Source organism: Sodalis praecaptivus, assembly GCF_000517425.1.
GTDB lineage: Bacteria > Pseudomonadota > Gammaproteobacteria > Enterobacterales > Enterobacteriaceae > Sodalis_A > Sodalis_A praecaptivus.
Map to the genome: position 1 here is coordinate 3,538,520 of NZ_CP006569.1, position 18,499 is coordinate 3,557,018.

Here is an 18,499-nt window from a genome sequence, read left to right on the forward strand (position 1 = left end):
GCGACCCGCGCCCGGCTTGGCGCCGCGTTTGCTCTTATTTCATGACGCGCGTCCGGCTTGGCGCCGCGTTCGCCCTTATTTCGCGACCGCGCCCGGCTTGGCGCCGCGTTCGCCCTTATTTCATGACGCGCGTCCGGCGTGGTGCAGCGTTCGCCCGTCTTGCGTGCTAAACGTCCAGCTTTCCTGGATAGGCGTGGCGCCACGATCGCTGTTTACCTCGGCGGCGCGGCGCCGCCGTCACCGAAAACCGCCGCTGGCAAATTCTTTTTTTACTAACTATATTCCTTAAAAGAATTAAAACATTCCCCGCGCCTCCTCTACACTGCCTGCAATTTTACCTTTCTTTTTATTAGCAGGAATTGTTATATGAAGCTTCGTCACTGCTGCGCTGCCCTTGCCAGCCTTATGATTACCGCCGGCGCCCAAGGGGCAACCCCGGCGAATACGCTGGTTATCGCCCAATCCATTGATGACGCTATCAGCTTCGATCCCGCGCAGGGTTTTGAGTTGACCACCGTGCAATCTTTTAACAGCCTGTACCAGCGGCTTTTGCAATCAAATCCGCAGGATCCGGTGACGCTGCAACCGACCCTGGCCAGCGCGTGGCAGGCCGGCAGCGACAACCGCAGTCTCACCTTCACCCTGCGCCCGGACGCAAAATTCGCCAGCGGCAACCCGCTGCGCCCCGAAGACGTGATTTTTTCCCTGTCGCGGGTCATCAAACTGAATCTGGAGCCGTCGTTTATCCTCACCCAACTGGGGTGGACTAGCCAAAACGTCGACAGCATGCTGAGTAAAACCGGCGATCGCCAGATCACCGTCCGCTGGACCGCCGAGGTCAGTCCAACCTATGTGCTAAGCCTGCTCTCCGCGCCGGTGTCGTCCATCATTGACGCCAAACTCGCACTGGCCCATGAAAAAGACGGCGACTTCGGCCACGACTGGTTAAACAGCCACTCCGCCGGCAGCGGCCCCTACCAAATCCGTACCTATGTGCCCCATGAAGCGCTGGTATTGCAGGCCAACCCCGGATCGCCCGAAGGCGCGCCGAAGCTTGCGACCCTGCTCATTAAAAACGTGCCGGATCCGGCCGCTCGCCGCTTATTGGTCGAGCAGGGCGATGCCGATATCGCCCGCAACCTGGGCGCGGATCAAATCGCGGCGCTGCAGGGTAAACCGGGCGTCAAGCCGCTGGCTGTGCCGATGGCGTCTCTGTATTTTTTGCTGTTTAACACCCAGGCGTCGCCGGCGTTGAAAAACCCCGCGTTCTGGGAGGCGGCGCGTTATCTGTTTGATTATCAGGGTATCGCTGACGATCTTCTGAAAGGGCAGTTTCAGGTGCATCAAACCTTCTTGCCGGAAGGCTATCTCGGCGCCAGCAGCGAGCGGCCCTACCGCTTTGATCCGGAAAAAGCCAAGCAAATTTTGGCCAAGGCCGGTCTCACCAATGTCGCGTTTACGCTCGCCGTGAGCAATCAGCCGCCCTATCTCGATATTGCCCAAGCGCTACAGGGCAGCTTCGCCAAGGGGGGCGTAAAAGTAAACGTCGTGCCCGGCCTGAGCGCCCAAGTGTCCACCCGCGTCAAAAATCACGACTTCGAGGCCAATCTTGGCTCCTGGGGACCGGATTACTTCGACCCGAACACCAACGCCGCCGCCTTCGCCTATAACCCGCAGGACGGCAGCTCTACGCTGGCCGCGCGCGCCAACTGGGTTAATCCAGCGCTGAATAAGCAGGTATTGGCCGCCACGGCCGAGAGTTCGCCACAAAAACGCGTTGCGCTTTATCAGCACCTGCAGCAGGAACTGCTGCACCACTCCCCCTTTGTGATCGGCTTGCAGGCGCGCAATCTGATTGCGGTGCGCGATAATTTAAAAGAGTATGTTCAGGGCATCAACCCGGATATGGTCTTTTATAGCAAGGTAACCAAGTAATGACGGCGACCGCGACGATAAACGACGCCGCGGGGCAGCGCTGGCGCTGGGGCGGACGCCTGCTTACCGGCGTGATGTCGCTGGCGGTGACGCTGTTCGGCCTGCTCGTTTTCACCTTCATGCTATCGCACCTGGCGCCGATCGACCCGGTGCTGCAACTGGTGGGCGACCACGCCAGCGCCGCCACCTATGCCCAAGTGAGCCACCAGTTGGGGCTAGATCATTCGCTGCCGGTGCAGTTTTGGCGCTATCTGCAGCATCTGGCCCAGGGCGACTTGGGGCTATCGCGCACCACCGGCCAGCCGGTGCTAAGCGATCTGCTGCGCACTTTCCCCGCGACGCTTGAGCTGGCGACCTGCGCCATTCTGGCGGGCGCTATCGGCGGCATCAGCCTAGCGCTGCTGGCGGCGTATAAAGCGGGTAGTTGGTTGGATGCGCTAGCCCGGCTGATTTCATTGCTCGGTTACTCGGTGCCGGTTTTTTGGCTCGGCCTGCTGGGACTGCTGCTGTTTTATGCCGTACTGCACTGGGCCAGCGGACCCGGCAGGCTGGATGATATCTATCTCTATACTCTAGAGCCAAAGACCGGGCTGGTCCTGGTCGATAGCGCCCTGTCCGGCGATAGCGCCATGTTCCGCAACGCCGTCAGCCATCTGTGGCTACCGGTGGCGGTGTTGGGTCTGCTGTCTATGGCCGGCATTACACGCCTACTGCGCGCACTGCTGCTGGAAGAGAGCAGCAAAGAGTACGTGATGCTGGCCCGCGCCAAAGGGGCCGGCCGCTGGCGGATATTGCTGCGTCATGTTTTCCCCAACGTGCTGGGCCCGTTGATTACCGTGTTATCCCTCTCGTACGCCAGTTTACTGGAGGGCGCGGTCTTGACCGAAACGGTATTTGCCTGGCCCGGCGTGGGCCGCTACTTGACCAATGCGCTGTTCGCTGCCGACACCCCGGCGATACTGGGCGCCACGCTCCTGATAGGCGCCTGTTTCATTCTGCTCAACGCGCTGGCCGATGCGCTGACTTATTTAACCCATCCCCGAACACGATGACACAACTTTCAATGCAAGAACCGCTTCAGCCCGTCAACGGCGAAGCACCGCCGCCGCGGACCCCGCGGTCGCGCCGCAGGCCCTTGAATGCGCTGACCCTCGGCGGGTTCCTGGTCTGCGTGCTGGTCCTGCTGGCGGCGTTCGCCCCCTGGCTGGCGCCGTTCGACCCTAATTTTCAGCATATTGAAATCCGCCTGATGCCGCCCTCGCCGCACCACTGGCTGGGCACCGACGGCTTTGGCCGCGACCTGTTGTCCCGCGTTATATACGGCGCGCGGCCGACCTTGGTCCTGATTGTGCTGATCTTGGTACTGACGGTGCCCACCGGGCTGCTGCTCGGTATCTGCGCAGGCTATCTCGGCGGCTGGACCGAGCGGGTGTTGATGCGCATTACGGATATCGTCATGTCCCTACCCAGTCTGGTTATCGCGCTGGCGCTGGTGGCCATGATGGGCCCTGGTTTGATGAACGGCGCGCTGGCCCTGGCGCTCACCAGTTGGCCGCCGTTCGCGCGTCAGTCGCGAACCGAAACCCTGGCGCTGCGGCGCAGCGACTATCTGGCCGCGGCGCGAATGCAAGGCATTGGCGGGCCGCGCCTGATGTTCGGCCACATTCTGCCGCTATGCCTGCCGAGCGCCGTAGTGCGCGCGGCGCTCAGCCTCGGCGGTATCATCCTGGCCGCCGCCGGGTTAGGTTTCCTCGGCATGGGTATTCAGCCGCCCACCGCCGAGTGGGGGTCGATGGTGGCGGAAGGCAGCAAAGTCATTTTCGATCAATGGTGGGTGGCGGCCGCGCCGGGCGGCGCGATTTTGCTGACCAGTCTGGCGTTTAACCTGCTGGGCGATGGCCTGCGCGACAAAATGGATCCTCGACATGCCAACCGTTAATCCACCCTTATTGCAGGTCGACCGACTGCGCATTACCCTGCCGGCGCAACCGCCCGTGGCGCTGGTCAACTCCCTCTCGTTCTGCCTGGGGCAGGAACGGGTGGCGCTGGTAGGGGAGTCCGGCTCGGGGAAATCGCTGACCGCCCGCGCGTTGATGGGCCTGCTGCCCGCCCCGCTAACGATGGACGCTGCCGGCCTGCGCTTTCGCGGCGAGGATCTGACCCGGCTGCGGCAACGTGACTGGAACCGTTTGCGCGGAAACGGCATCGCTATTGTGCTACAAGATCCCAAATACGCCCTCAATCCCGGCCAGACGATTGGTACACAGGTGATGGAGCCGCTGGTCTTGCACCAACGGCTCGGCCGGCGCGAACGGCAGGAAAAGATGTTGGAGATGTTGGCCGCGGTCGGCCTGCCGGATCCCCGCAAACTAAGCGACCGCTATCCCCATCAGCTGTCGGGAGGAATGGGGCAACGGGTGATGCTGGCCATCGCCCTCATTAACGATCCGCGCTTGCTTATTGCCGATGAACCGACATCAGCGCTGGATTCCGCCATGCGCGACCAGGTTCTCAGCCTGATTGAAAAACTGGTGGCGGAACGCAACATGGGCCTGCTGCTGATAAGCCACGACCTACAGCAGGTCGCCCAGCATTGCGAACGGGTCATGGTCATGTATCGTGGCGAACTGCTCGACCAGTTACCGGCCGGTGAACTGGCAAACGCAACGCATCCCTATACGCGCACGCTATGGTCGTGCCGCCCCTCCAAGGCGACCCGCGGTCAACCCTTACCGGTTTTGGACCGCGCCACGCTGGGAGAAACAAAATGAGCGAACCTATAATTCGGTTACAGCGGTTGAGCGTTGCGCATCAGCAGGGTTACAGCCGGCGCACCGTCGTGCAGGATATTAACCTGACCGTGGCCGCCGGCGAATGTTTCGGGCTGGTGGGGCCGTCGGGATGTGGCAAGTCCTCCCTGTTATGGGTACTGGCGGGGCTGAATCCCCACTGGCAGGGCCAAATGCGCCTGCTGGGACGCGAACTTGTGCCGGAACAGCCCTTCACCGGCGTGCTGCGGCGCGAAGTGCAGATGGTATTCCAGGATCCCTATTCGTCCCTGCATCCGAAACATAAATTGATGCGGACATTGGCTGAACCATTGAAGCTGTTGAAAGAACGCGATATCGGCGACAAAATTCTCGCCGGATTTCGCCAGGTCGGGCTGGACGCGGCGCTGGTTGACCGCTATCCCCATCAGCTATCGGGCGGTCAGCGCCAACGCGTGGCGATCGTGCGCGCGCTGCTGCTGCGTCCGCGTCTGCTACTGCTTGATGAACCGACTTCCGCGCTGGATATGTCCGTGCAGGCGGAGATCCTCAATTTGCTCAACGAGCTGAAGCAGCGCGGGGATTTAACCCTGGTGCTGGTCAGTCACGATCGCGACGTGATCGATCACATGTGTGACCGTGCGGCCACCATGGCGCAAGGGGTCATTGTCGACGGCGGCGACTTTCACCGCGAATCAGCATAAACTTACCTCGCTTTTGCCGGTGGCGACTACACTTCATACATCACCAAGCGGTTACCGTCTCGGCCTGCGCCTAAAGCGGCGACGCTATCCCGGCGGTCGGCCGCCGGTTAACGCACGCTCACCCGCCTGGCGAAATGGCATCATGCAGAGATAGTAAGCGTCAATAATAAGGAAGATGAGACTATGGCGTTGAAACAGGGAGTGGCATCACCGCGCGTCGAGGCAATGTGCACACTTCCGTTGCGCGTCGGGCAAAGGATTGGCGTCATGTTTTGCGCGCTGCTTCTCAGCGCCTGCGCCTCGCACTACCACGGCGTCGAATGCCGTGGGGAAATCAAAACGCTGGCGGGACAGCCGCTCGGCGTGACGCAGGCGTTAATTATCGATCGGTTTAATTCTTTCTCCGTCGCCATGCCGAAGATGACCGTAGAGAGCGGGCCGCTGAAATCCACCGACCGCAACAAATACCTTCCTTCCGCCGTCACTCGGGAGGGCTTTCTGGCGCAAAGAGTATCCGATCACAAATTCAGCATAATCAATGCGCCAGCTAATCAATGGGTATCTTATACCTGCCCTTGACCACGGCGCCGAGCGCTTTTGCCCCGTCCGCTGGGCCGTTCACCACCGCTTCGCTACCGCGCGCCACGGCAATGTCGTTGGCTCTCTTGGTTGAGACCGCGCGGAGCCCCCTGCCGCGTCTCTTCCGGTAGCCAGCAAACGTCCCCCTGCCTGTGTTATGTGATGATCCCAAACGCATCGCGGCCAGATTAACCATCACCTCATTATTTCGCAGCGATGGTTAATCTGGCCGCTGGGGTAAGACTTCTGTTGTCGCCTTGTTTCTCAAGAAACAAAGAGGCCAGATCGAATTTCGCCCGGCCGGTTGCAGATGTTTGACGACGCCCTAGCGACGATGAAAAAAAACGTACGGATAACACTAAAAAAACGCTGTCATCCCATCCAAAAAATTACTGGTGATGATAATTAGCCCCCTGTAAAGGTCATCGGCTGTATTTCAAGGATAAGAATATGACTCCGCGTGGCTAAAAAAAGCCCGGACAGTCCGGGCAACATAAGAGCGAAGGAGGATGGTACAGTGGTTATACCGGAGAATATCACTTGTGTGGTGAAATGTAATGAGTGCTGTTTACCAGTACCCCATGACGATTGAAATAACGCTGAAGATAAATATTCCCGCCTCGGCCGCTAATCGTGTTTTTTGATAATTAATGGTGAAAAATGTCAGCGTTGATAATCGCGCAAGGCTTTTTTCTATCCCGTCACGAACAGTCCGTAACAGCAGGAAACAGCCTCGATTCAGCCACGGGCGCGTGGCCTGGTCGTAAGCTGACGGCGCGCAATACATTAGACCTTTAGGCAAGTATTAATTCCATGGATTTAACGGAACGATATAGGATAGATAGCAGGGTTTAATGCCTTCTATAATCCCCTCACGGGCAATGAACTGGCGATGTAATGATAAAACAACGCAGCGTGCACCTTGCCCTAAATAACGCCAATAGGCACGGCTACTTATATTAGCATTTTGATTACACGCTAGACATCGGTTGTTTGCCCTAATCATGAGGCGCGGGGAATAAAACCGGGCGTCTAATCTTGCTGCTATACCGCCGCGGCGTCACATCGTTAAGCGGGTTAATCAACGAAATTCGTTAATCAGCCCACCGATGTGGCACGCCGCGGTCAGTTAACGGCTGTACTGCGCGTCGGCGACCGGCTCCAACCAGGTTACCGGGCTGCCGTTTAACGCTTCAGCTATCGCAAGATGCGTCATGGCGGTGTCAGGCGTTGCACCGTGCCAATGTTTCACCTCCGGCGGGATCCAGACCCTATCACCCTGGCTAATGACGTAGATCGGCTCGCCGGCGCACTGTATCCAGCCCTGCCCCTGCGTCACAATCAGCGTCTGGCCCAGGGGATGGGTATGCCATGCCGTCCTGGCGCCGGGCTCAAAAGTGACCGTTGCGCCCCCGACGCGGGCCGGCGCCGCGGCCTGAAAAGGGGAATCGACTCGGACCCGGCCGGTGAAGTAGGCGTCTGACCCGACGCTGGAGGGGGTTGAGGCGGCATGGATGATGTGCATTGCGGATTCTCCTGCAAGATTCGCGATGTCATTAAGCGTATCAGCCCCCCGACGCGCCGATTAGCAGCAATAAGACGATTGGCGTTATGAATTTTATTCATCAATCAACGCGCTATAATGATCAAAACGACACTATGCACAAAGCGTGATTCGGGTGCTAAAAGAAAATTTCAACGATCTCATGGCGTTTCTCATCGTCGCCCAAGAGCGCAGTTTTACCCGCGCAGCGGCGCGGTTGGGGCTATCGCAATCCGCCCTCAGCCATTCCATGCGCAATTTGGAAGAGAGAATGGGTATTCGCCTGTTGACGCGGACCACGCGCAGCGTGTCTGTAACGCAGGCCGGCGAACGTCTGCTTGAGCGCATAGGGCCGCATTTCAACGATATCGAAATTGAACTGAACGCGATGAAAGACATGCGTGATGTGCCGGCCGGGAATATTCGCGTGACCGCCGGCGAGCACGCCGCCGATTATATCCTATGGCCGGTATTGCGTACCTTTTTGCCGCAATGGCCCGATATCCATGTTGAAGTGACGGTAGATAATGCCTTAACCGATATTGTAAGCCACCGGTTCGATGCGGGTGTCCGTCTCGGAGAGCAGGTGGCGAAAGATATGGTCGCCGTCCCCATTGGCCCGCCGATGCGGATGGCGGTAGTGGGTTCGCCGGCTTATTTCGCCCGCCATCGTCCGCCGCGCGTGCCATCGGACCTGCAACACCATCGTTGCATCACCATGCGCTCGCTGACGCTGGGCGGCCTTATGCCCTGGGAATTTGCGCACGACGGTAAAGAGCTGCGGGTCAAAGTAGAAGGCCAGTTGACTATCAATGCCTTACATCATCGTATTGATGCGGCGAAAGCCGATTTGGGCCTGATTTACCTCCCTGAAGATACGGTAAGTCATGAGATAGCCGAAGGACGTCTGGTCCGGGTTCTGGAGGCGTGGTGTGACGTTTTCCCCGGTTATTATCTCTATTATCCCAGCCGCAGGCAGCACACGACGGCGTTTTCCCTCTTCGTGGCGGCCCTGCGCGCCAACCGGGAAACGCCCCAAGGTTGATTGGCCGGTATCCCCTCCCCGCAGGGGCGCGGCGCTGACGTCAACGTCCGTGACCCGGCGCGGCCGGCACTGACCGCTTTTGTGCGGTTATGGCCTTTGGCGGCCGCAGCCGCGACCGACATCGACAACGACAACGACAACGATCTTATCGTCACGCGCAGCTCGACACGTTTGCCGCGCAAGCCTCGATAGGATTGTCACACCAACCTCGGCATGACCTCCGGCGCCGGTGGCTGCCCCCGTTCCTCATCCGCGACAACGAGCCTTTCAAGCCCAGACCCTGCGGCGTCATTGCTCCACGCCGGATTGTGAGCTGGCGCACGTTTGGGAAATTTTTCAATAACATAGTGAAATAATGGAATTGTTCCCGCTACCGATAGCGCCAAGAATACCCCCGAGCCGGTGGCTTGCGCAGGGCAGTTTAGCGTAAAACACAAACCGCGGCGTGCAATCGGGTATCACCCGATTGCGCCGCCCCCCATGCCATCAGATAACGGCGCCAGTCAGCCCGCAAGCGGAGCTTGGGTACCGCTATGGCGGCAGACCATGGCCCGCGCCTGCCCTGAAGCGCCTTCGACACGCTTGATTGATGATGCCATTTTTGCGAGGGAGAGACATGTCGCAGCAGCCTGACTATGAAAACATGCGCGTTTATAAGAAAAAAAACATCACGATGCTTCGCTCCCTGGGCTATGCCATGACGGACCTGAACGGTTCAGCGTGGGGAACGCTGGTCGGCTCCTATTTGATGCTATTTTTAACCACTTTCGCCGAACTCAACGCCGGCCTCGTCGGCACGATGTTATTTGTCTTGAAAATACTGGATATGCTGGTGTGCGGCGCAATCGGCGGCGTATCCGACCATTTATTCCGCACCCGCCTCGGACGACGGCTTGGCCGCCGCCATACGCTATTTATCATCGGCGCGATATTGACCCTCATCTGCTTTCCGCTGCTGTTTACCGTGCAAGTGGGCTCGTATTGGTGGTATTTCATCGTCCTATTGCTGCTGGACACCGCCCAATCATTTAACAATATCGCTTACGAAACGCTGGCGACCGAGATGACCGATGACGCCAATGAACGGGTAAAACTCAGTTCGGTACGGATGTTTATTTCCGCCTTCGGTACTTTCGCGGTCACCGGGCTGCCGGCTATTCTCCTATCCGTCCTGGGTAAAGACAGCGCGGAGGCCTATACCCTGTCCGGTATCATTTTCGGCATCGCACTCTGCGCCGGGACGCTTATCACCTATTTCACTACCTGGGAATTCTCGCCCAACTACGTGGCCGAATTTGAGCAACACACTAAAACCGATGAAAAGAAAAATCTCCTGTACGCTTTTAAAGAATACGGTCGCGTGTTGAAAACCAAGGCCTGTCGCAGAACCTGTACCCTCTATTTCGTCTCGTATTTTGCCAAAGACTGTTTTAATACCGCTTTCTTCTTCTATGTCGCGTTTGTGCTGGGTCTTTCCCAAGCGATGGCGCAGACGGCGTCTTCACTTTCCATCATCGGCTTAATCGTTGTTCCTATCGCGACCTATTTTATGTACCGCTACGGGCCGAAATGGCTCTGGACGCTGGCTTTCTCACTAATGATCCTGGTGCTGCTTTATTATTCGGGCCTATATCTGTTCGATATCCAGCTCGCCCCCGCCGCGGCGTTCGTCACCATCATTGTTTTATCCTCCCTGTTCCAAATCGGCCGACAAACCATGGAATATACCGTGTGGAATGTCATCCCCCTGGTGCCGGATGTTGATTCGCTGGTGTCGACCAAGCTTAGAGCGGGCACGTTCGCCGCATGCCAAACGTTTACCCGCAAATTAACCGGCGCCATCGGGTCGGCTATCATCGGCTGGGTTCTGGTATTAGGGGGATTCGATAAGTCTCTCGCCGTACAAACCGACGGCGCCAAACTCGCCATCATGCTGGCCTTTATCGTCATTCCGCTGGTTTGCCTACTCTATTCGCTCTACCTTGCCCGCACATTCAACCTTAACCCCCATACCCATAAAATCATCAAAGACGAAATGACCCGGCTGCAACAGGGCGGCGCCAAAGCGGATGTCGATCCGGTCACCCGCGACGTGGTTGAGGATTTGACGGGCTATCCATACGCTGAAATTTGGGATGCCAAAAAATAATGACTCGCTATAACGCTACACATTTTCCTACGCTACAGGATGCCATTGACGCGGCCGCCGCCAGCGCCTCACCTGGCGCCAGCGCGGAGCTTATCGTCCCCGCAGGCGTTTATGAAACCGGCCCCGTGACGCTGTACAGTGATTTAATCCTTACCCTTGAGGCGGGCGCCATCATCCGCTTTCGCGCCGATCCCCACTGCTATCCGCCGATATGGACGCGCTGGGAGGGCATTGAATGCTATGCCATGCGGCCGCTGATGTATGCGAGCGAGGCCAGTAACATCACTCTGCGCGGTGAAGGCGTTATTGATGGCGCGGGACAATGGTGGTGGGATACTTTCCGGCAAATCGAAGCGGAGGACCGCATGACGCCGCGGGAATCCTATGAGCTGGCGCTCGCCGCGCGCAATCCCGATTATCTGTCCCGCCCCGGCGGCGGCGCGCGGCCGCAAACGCAGTTCCTACGCCCGCCGCTACTGCAATTCTGGAAATGCCGCCATATCCGCCTCGAGGATATCACCCTGCAAAATTCGCCCTTTTGGACCTGCCATACGGTGTATTCGCGGGATATCATTTTGCGAGGCGTCAAAATTCTTAATCCCGCCGACGCCATAAATACGGACGCCGTCGATCTTGATTCCTCGGAAGACATCGTTATCGAACACTGCTTGTTTGATGTCGGTGATGATGCCGTAACGTTGAAATCGGGATCGGGCGCGGACGGGTTGCGTATTAATTTGCCGACACGCGGCGTCACGGTCAGCCACTGCAAAATACTGGCGAGCCACGGCGGTATTGCCATCGGTTCAGAAACCGCGGGGGGAATCGAGGATGTGACGGTTAACGATTGCGTCTTTGAAGGCACCCAGCGCGCGATACGATTGAAGTCGCGGCGCGGCCGGGGCGGTACGATAAAAAATATCACCTTGAGCAATCTGACGATGACCGGCTGCTGGTGTCCGATTGTTATCGGGCAATATTTTGCGCCCGGGGTACTGCCGGCAGAACGCGACACCACCTTATCGGAGACGGCGCAGCCGGTAACGCCTATGACGCCGCGGATTGAGAACGTGCGCATAGCCCATGTTCAGGCAACCGACATACGCGCCACCGCCGCGTTTATTGTCGGGCTACCCGAAGCGCCTATACAACGTGTCACCATTGAAAACTATCGTTATTCGCTGGCGCAGGCAGACCAGTTGCTGCCAACCTGGCATACCGAGCCAACCGAAGGCCATTTTCATGATGACGACCGCGGCATAAAGGTGGTGAACGCGGAACACGTGACCTTCCTGTAGCGCGCCAGCCCGACGCAGCGCGTCGGGCTGGGGTTTCCCTCGCTAACGCCCTGCGGGTCAGGCCACATGCCTGGCCCGCGGTTTATTATTTACGCGCGTCCAGCAGTTGAGCGGCATTTTGCGGCGTAACTTCGGTCCAGGGTACGGAATAGCGTTTGGCTTTGCCGCCGTCCCAGTTCATTTTACCTGCATACTGTTTCCAGATATCCGATTGAGGCTGGTAGCTGTCGCCTTTTACCGCGTGCAGCGCGACGTCAATGGAGCCCTGCATTTGCGCGTGCGCGTCCTGCAGAATCGAAACCATCTCGCCCGCCTGCACCGCGCGAATCGCATCGGAAACACCGTCAACGCCGGCAATGGCAAAATCTTTCACGTTCAGATTGGCGCCTTTAATAGCCTCGATAGCGCCCAGCGCCATCTCGTCGTTCTGTGCGATAACGCCGTTGATCTGGCCTTTATGTTTCTGCAACCAGTTTTCCATCAAAGGCAGCGCTTCCGCGCGCGACCAGTTGGCGGTTTTGCGCTCGAGGATCTTGATATTGCCCGCACCGCACTCGGCGATAGCTTTATCGTTGCCCTGGCCGCGCTGGATTTCGCCGCTGCCCCCTTTCGGACCTTCGATAATGACCACGTTGCCTTTACAGTTCATCTTGTTCAGCACGGACTTGGCTTCCAAATAGCCGCCCAACACATCGTCCGAAACCACCTCGGAGGTCATTTTGTCGGTATTCAAACGGGCGTTGGTGACGATAACCGGGATTTTTGCCTCGTTGGCCATAGTGACCACGTCGATGTTGGCCTCGTAGTCCATGGGGTTGATGATGATGGCATCAGCATGGGTCTGAATAGCGGTTTCGGCCTGGTTATTTTGCACCATCGGATCATAACGGCCATCGTACATGGTCAATTGAACATCACCGCTTTTCACCGCCGGATGCTCTTTCGCCGCTTTCTCCATCAACTGAACAAACTCCGCTTTCATGCCATACATCAATACGGCGATTTTTACCGGCGCGGCCTGAGCCACAACGCTATTGGCAAAAAACAGGCTTGAGGTCAGTAACGCTATTTTTGTCATCTTATTCATGGTAGCTCCTGGTCATGTAGGGAAACCGCGTGAAGTTATTTGTGTTTTAATCGCGCTGTTGCTTGCGCGATGGGTCGAGCAATACCGCCACAACGATTAATGCGCCTTTGATAATCTGCTGGTAGTAAGACTGCACCCCCAGCAGGTCAAGCCCGTTATTCATTACGCCGATAATTAAAATACCGAAGAAGGTACCGACCAGCGTACCGACGCCGCCCGCCATACTGGTGCCGCCAATCACCACGGCCGCAATGGCGTCCAGCTCGTAGGCGGCCCCTGCGCTGGTCTGCGCAGAGCCGGTGCGGGCGGTCAGAATAAGACCGGCGATACCCGCCAGCGCGCCGCACAGGGTGTAGACCAGGACTTTGATTTTCACCACGCTGATGCCCGAGGTACGGGCGCTCTTCTGATTGCCGCCAACGGCATAGACATAGCGTCCAAATAGGGTTTTATTCAACAGCACCCAGCCTAGGGCGAATATGGCGATAAACAGGATGACCGGTACCGGAATCCCCAGTACGTAGCCATTGCCCAGCCAGCGAAAATCCGAATTCAATTGCGAGACCGGGTTGCCATCGGTGGTCAGCAGCGCCAGACCGCGCGCCGCCGAGAGCATGCCCATGGTGACGATAAACGGCTGCAACCGGTAGCGCGCCAGGATAGTGCCGTTGATAAGGCCGCAGACGATACCGATGGCCAGCGCCACCAGCATCGGCATAATGAGCGCGTGGGCGCTGTCGCCTATCGATAGGCCGCTATTGGTGGTGGCGAATCGCGCCGCCACAATACCGCTCAGCGCCAGCACCGAACCAACGGACAGATCGACGCCTGCGGTAATAATCACAAACGTCATACCGATGGCCAGAATGCCGTTAATTGAAATCTGGCGTAATACGATCAGCATATTTTCATTGCTGAGAAAATAATTATTACTCCAGGCGCCGTTCGCCACCTGAACCTCACCAATAATGGTCACGACAAGGCATAGAACAAAAAACGCGATGATAATGCCGTATTTGTGCAGGCGCCGCTTATTGCGCGCAATAAACGTCAGCCCCTGGGTCAGTGAATGCGTACTGTCCATAATGAAGGTTCTCGTTAAGGTAAATTATGCCGGCTTTAAACCGCCAGCTTCATCAATTCCGCCTGAGTAGACTGCCCGGCCTGTACTTCCCCCGCCAGACGGCCGTCTTTAAATACGATGATTCTGTCGCTCATGCCGATGATTTCGGGCAGTTCGGAGGACACCATGATGATGCCTTTATCCTTCAACGCGAATTCGGACATAAAACGGTAGATCTCTTTTTTGGCGCCCACGTCGATCCCGCGCGTGGGCTCATCCAGCAACAAGACCTGTGGGTCAAGCAGCGCCCAACGCCCGAGCACCACTTTCTGCTGATTACCGCCGCTTAAGTTGCCGACGATATGGTCTCCGTCCGGCGTTTTGACGTTAAACCTTTTAATCATCTCCGCTGAACGTTGCCGCTCCAGCCTATCGTTAATAAAGCCGCCGCGGCTGATGGCGGTAAACGAGGCGATGTTGATGTTTTCCATAACCGATCGGCACAGCACCAGGCCGGTCTCCTTGCGATCTTCGGTCACGTAGGCGATGCCGCTGGCGATGGACTCTTTGGGCGAATGACGGGCAAGCTGTCTGTCGCCGATAACCACCGATCCGCTGTCGGCATGCTTGATGCCGAAAATCAAATCGAGGAATTCGCTGCGCCCGGAGCCGACCAGACCATAGATGCCGAGAATTTCCCCCCGCTTGAGCGTGAGGCTGATATCGCGGATCTTGCTGCCCCAGCTGAGGTTTTTCACCTCCATGATCACGTCTTCGCCCGGTTGGTTGAATTTGGCGAACTCGTCCTTGAACTCCCCGCCGATGATGTGCTCAATCAGCTGTTCACGCGTGATGTCGCGCAGGAACCCCTCATGGATGTAGGCGCCGTCGCGAAAAATGGTATAGCTGTCGGCAATTTGAAAGATTTCGGACAGACGGTGGGAGACGTAAATGATGCCTTTTCCCCTCTGTGCCAGGCGGGTAATGACCTGGAAAATCTTCTGCACGTCCTCTTCACCTATCGCCGAGGTGGGTTCGTCCATGATGATAATATCGGCATCGGCATGGGACAGCGCCTTGGCAATTTCCACCAATTGCTGTTCGGCCACGCTGAGATTACGCATTTTCTCCGTCGGCGACAGGGCGAACTGCAAATCGTCGAGCAGCGCCGCGGTCTGTTGATTCATTTTGCCGAAATCGACAAAACCGAGCCGGCGCGGCTCGCGTCCCAGCCAGATATTTTCCGCAACCGTCAGGTCGGGGATCGCGCTCAGCTCCTGCTGGACGATGGCGACGCCCGCTTCCAGGGCCTCTTTCGGATGGGAAAACTCACAGCGTTTACCGTTGATAAAAATATCGCCGCCGTCCGGCTGAATGAAACCCATCAAAATGCTGAGAAAAGTGGATTTGCCGGCGCCGTTGCCGCCGCACAGGGCATGAATCGACCCTCGCCGCAGACAAAACTCGGCGTTTTTCAGCGCCACCACGGGGCCAAAGCTTTTCCTTACCCCCGTGACTTCCAACAAATAGGCCGCTTCGCCGCCGGCGTGTTCCTGGCTCATAGGCCTACCTCATATTCGTGTTGCAGCAGACGCAGATAGCGCGGATAAAGCTCGCCATAGCGCTGCTGACGCGCTGGGTCGGGGCGGCAACGGCTGTCCTCGTCCAGATGGACGAAGCGCTCGCACAGTGCCTGTAACTGCTCGCGAGCCGGACGCTGCGGCTGTTGCGCTACGCGTACGGACCAAATGGCCTGGATAGCCGCGCCCAATGCGGCGGCTTCTTTCTCCACCGGACACACCACCGGACAGTTCATGACGTCCGCCACAATCTGCCGCCAGCGCGCGCTGCGGGCGCCGCCGCCGGTCAGGCGGATTTCCGTGACCGCGATCCCCTGCTGGCGGAACAAGTCCATTCCGAAACGCAGTCCATAAGTGGCGCTTTCCACCACCGCCAAACAGAGATTGGCGGCGGTAAAATTATCCGCATCCAGATTGTGCAGACTGGCCTTGGCCGCGGGCAGTTGCGGTACCCGTTCGCCGTTGAAGAACGGCAGCATCAACATGCCGCCGGCACCCGGTTCCGCCTGCCCCAGCGCCCGATTGAAGGCGTTGACGTCCATATCGAGCAATTTCTGCACCGCGCCGCTGGCGGAGGTGACGTTCATGGTGCAGATAAGCGGCAACCAGCCGTTGGTGCTGGAGCAGAAACCGGCAATCATCTCGGAATCCGCCACCACCGGCGCATCCGCGCAGGCAAACAGCGTGCCCGACGTTCCCAGGCTCATGGTCAGGATCCCCGGCTGGATATTGCCGGTGCCGATCGCCGCCATCATATTATCGCCGCCGCCGCTGGCCACCGGCGTACCCGGCGTCAGTCCCAGCCTTTCCGCCGCCGCGGCCGTCACCCCGCCTATGCAGGTTTCAGCGCTGACCAGCGGCGGCAGCGCCCGCCACAGCCGGCCGCTGCTGTCGATGCGATCCACGACGAAGCGATCCCAACAGCGGTTGCGAATATCGAACAAACCGCTGCCGGAGGCATCGCCGTATTCGGCCACGCGCTGCCCCGTTAACCAAAAATTGAGGTAATCGTGGGGCAGCAATACCGTGGCCAGCCGCTGCCACAGTTCCGGGTGATGCTGCTTGAACCAGACGATTTTGGACGCGGTATAGCCCGTCGCCACCATCAGCCCGAGCCGCGCCAGCGAGCCGCTGATACCGCCGAGCTGCTCCAGCAGCCAGTCGTTCTCCGGCGCGGTTTCGGTATCGCACCACAGCTTGACCGTATGCAGAACGTCGCCCGCAGCGTCCAGCGCCACGAAACCGTGCTGCTGGCCCGACACGGCCAGCCCCTGGATATCCGCCGGATTGACCGCCGCCGCATCGACGGCCCGCTTGAAGGCGCTCATTAGCGCGTCGACCCACCACTGCGCCTGCTGCTCACGTCGGCCGGAGGCATCGCTTATCAGCGGATGCGGGGCGCTTCCTTCACCGAGGATCCTTCCGCTGTCGTCATCGACGATCACCACCTTCGTCCCCTGCGTACCGCAGTCGATACCGGCAAAGAGCGCCATGTGTCACTCCATTTCCAGCATGATTTTGATATCGCCCGGATTGCCCGAGGCGGCGCGGTCGAACGCCTCGACGGCGTCGTTGAACTTATAGGTCTGCGAAATCAACGGCTGCACCTTCAGTTTGCCGGCGCTCAGCAGCCGCAGCGTGCGGGGATACATGTTGGCATAGCGGAAAATGGTCTTGAAGGTGACTTCTTTCGCCTGCGCGGCGACGATATCCATCGGCGACGCATCAATGGGCATACCGACCAGCACCGCGGTACCGCCGGGGGCGACATGGTCGCTGATGCTCGCGATAGCCTGTTTCGCTCCGCTGCACTCAAATATCACATCCGCGCCGTTGCCGGAGGTCAGGGCGGCGACTTTCTCCGCCAGATTGCCGGTTTTGATATTGACCGCGTGCAGGCCCGGGTAGCGTTCGGCGACCTTTAATTTTTCCTCGAACAAATCGCAGATAATGACATCGGAACACCCGCCCGCCAGCGCGGCAAGGGCCGTCACCACCCCGATGGGACCGGCGCCGATGACCAGCGCGATATCGCCGGGTTTAATGCCGGCCTTGGTAGCGGCATGCATACCAATGGCCAGCGGCTCCACCATTGCGCCTTCGGTAAAGCTGACGTTGTCCGGCAATTTGAAGGTGAACGCCGCCGGATGCACCACCGTTTCCCGCAGACAGCCATCAATCGGCGGCGTGGCCCAGAAACGTACCGCCGGGTCCAGGTTATAAATGCCGGCGCGGGATTGGGCGGATTGCATATCGGGGATCCCAGGCTCCATACAAACGCGATCGCCCTGGCGTAAATGGTGGACATTCTTCCCCACCGCCAGTACGACGCCGGCGGCTTCGTGACCCAGTACCATCGGCGCTTTGACCACGAACGGGCCGATGCGGCCATGCTGGTAGTAATGGACGTCGCTGCCGCAAATGCCGACAGAGTGGATTTTTATCAGCACCTCGTCGTCGCCAGGCTGCTCGTTGAATTCGCGATCCTGGATAGAGATTTTTCCCGCTTCTTCAAGCACTAATGCTTTCATCACACGTTTCTCCTGATCATTTTTATGATATCGATATCATTCGCATGCGGCGGATAGTAAATGAGTTATCGCCGAAAATGTGTGAAGCGCGTTAAAAAATGAGGAAATTTGTAAACATCAAGATTATTTTGGCCGTAATAATAGCCGAACACGCCGCGCATAAGCGGTGGCAACGGCTTTTTTCAATGATACCGATAACATTCACCCTCCTGGAGGA

The 18,499-nt window shown here is 58.1% G+C and carries 15 protein-coding genes; 9 read left to right on the forward strand and 6 right to left on the reverse strand.

Features of this window, described 5'->3' with window-relative positions; translation table 11 throughout:
• Positions 1-366 precede the first annotated feature (366 nt).
• The 6 genes from SANT_RS15805 to SANT_RS15830 all read left to right on the forward strand — a co-directional run bounded on the left by SANT_RS15805 (position 367) and on the right by SANT_RS15830 (position 5,986).
• Positions 367-1,935, forward strand: coding sequence for an ABC transporter substrate-binding protein (locus SANT_RS15805; protein ID WP_025423238.1), 1,569 nt, complete (start codon positions 367-369; stop codon positions 1,933-1,935).
• Positions 1,935-2,987, forward strand: coding sequence for an ABC transporter permease (locus SANT_RS15810; protein WP_025423239.1), 1,053 nt, complete (start codon positions 1,935-1,937; stop codon positions 2,985-2,987). The genes SANT_RS15805 and SANT_RS15810 overlap by 1 nt, the downstream gene beginning before the upstream one ends.
• Before the next feature lie 11 nt (positions 2,988-2,998).
• A complete protein-coding gene (locus tag SANT_RS15815) occupies positions 2,999-3,874 on the forward strand; it encodes an ABC transporter permease (RefSeq protein WP_025423240.1) in 876 nt (291 codons plus the stop codon).
• Positions 3,861-4,706, forward strand: a complete 846-nt coding sequence (locus SANT_RS15820) for an ABC transporter ATP-binding protein (RefSeq protein WP_025423241.1) — start codon at positions 3,861-3,863, stop codon at positions 4,704-4,706. Before SANT_RS15815 ends, SANT_RS15820 begins: the two co-directional genes overlap by 14 nt.
• Positions 4,703-5,407: an ABC transporter ATP-binding protein gene (locus SANT_RS15825; protein WP_038668679.1), complete on the forward strand. Its 705-nt coding sequence runs from the start codon at positions 4,703-4,705 to the stop codon at positions 5,405-5,407. The genes SANT_RS15820 and SANT_RS15825 overlap by 4 nt, the downstream gene beginning before the upstream one ends.
• A gap of 183 nt (positions 5,408-5,590) precedes the next feature.
• Complete coding sequence (locus SANT_RS15830) at positions 5,591-5,986, forward strand: hypothetical protein (protein WP_335328931.1); 396 nt, start codon at positions 5,591-5,593, stop codon at positions 5,984-5,986.
• Positions 5,987-7,115: 1,129 nt separating this feature from the next.
• On the opposite strand, the gene SANT_RS15835 is transcribed toward SANT_RS15830, so the two are convergent.
• The gene (locus tag SANT_RS15835; protein WP_025423244.1) at positions 7,116-7,511 is read right to left on the reverse strand and encodes a cupin domain-containing protein; all 396 of its coding nucleotides are present in this window, start codon (positions 7,509-7,511) and stop codon (positions 7,116-7,118) included.
• 154 nt (positions 7,512-7,665) lie between these two features.
• Between SANT_RS15835 and SANT_RS15840 the strand changes: the two genes are divergently transcribed.
• The 3 genes from SANT_RS15840 to SANT_RS15855 all read left to right on the forward strand — a co-directional run bounded on the left by SANT_RS15840 (position 7,666) and on the right by SANT_RS15855 (position 12,021).
• Complete coding sequence (locus SANT_RS15840; protein ID WP_025423245.1) at positions 7,666-8,574, forward strand: LysR family transcriptional regulator; 909 nt, start codon at positions 7,666-7,668, stop codon at positions 8,572-8,574.
• A 616-nt stretch (positions 8,575-9,190) separates the two neighbouring features.
• The gene (locus SANT_RS15850) at positions 9,191-10,723 is read left to right on the forward strand and encodes an MFS transporter (protein WP_025423247.1); all 1,533 of its coding nucleotides are present in this window, start codon (positions 9,191-9,193) and stop codon (positions 10,721-10,723) included.
• Entirely contained in the window at positions 10,723-12,021 is a 1,299-nt protein-coding gene (locus tag SANT_RS15855) for a glycoside hydrolase family 28 protein (protein ID WP_025423248.1), read from the forward strand. The genes SANT_RS15850 and SANT_RS15855 overlap by 1 nt, the downstream gene beginning before the upstream one ends.
• Positions 12,022-12,106: 85 nt before the next feature.
• On the opposite strand, the gene SANT_RS15860 is transcribed toward SANT_RS15855, so the two are convergent.
• From SANT_RS15860 to SANT_RS15880, 5 genes are read right to left on the reverse strand one after another with little or no spacing between them, the layout of a single operon-like run.
• Positions 12,107-13,099 (reverse strand): substrate-binding domain-containing protein, encoded by a 993-nt coding sequence (locus SANT_RS15860; protein ID WP_237234696.1) that lies wholly within the window; start codon positions 13,097-13,099, stop codon positions 12,107-12,109.
• A gap of 55 nt (positions 13,100-13,154) precedes the next feature.
• The gene (locus SANT_RS15865; protein ID WP_025423250.1) at positions 13,155-14,192 is read right to left on the reverse strand and encodes an ABC transporter permease; all 1,038 of its coding nucleotides are present in this window, start codon (positions 14,190-14,192) and stop codon (positions 13,155-13,157) included.
• Positions 14,193-14,227: 35 nt separating this feature from the next.
• Complete coding sequence (locus tag SANT_RS15870; RefSeq protein WP_025423251.1) at positions 14,228-15,733, reverse strand: sugar ABC transporter ATP-binding protein; 1,506 nt, start codon at positions 15,731-15,733, stop codon at positions 14,228-14,230.
• Positions 15,730-17,244: a xylulokinase gene (gene xylB / locus SANT_RS15875; protein WP_025423252.1), complete on the reverse strand. Its 1,515-nt coding sequence runs from the start codon at positions 17,242-17,244 to the stop codon at positions 15,730-15,732. The genes SANT_RS15870 and xylB overlap by 4 nt, the downstream gene beginning before the upstream one ends.
• 3 nt (positions 17,245-17,247) lie before the next feature.
• On the reverse strand, positions 17,248-18,282 hold the full coding sequence (locus SANT_RS15880) for an NAD(P)-dependent alcohol dehydrogenase (protein ID WP_025423253.1): 1,035 nt from the start codon (positions 18,280-18,282) through the stop codon (positions 17,248-17,250).
• Positions 18,283-18,499: the final 217 nt, after the last annotated feature.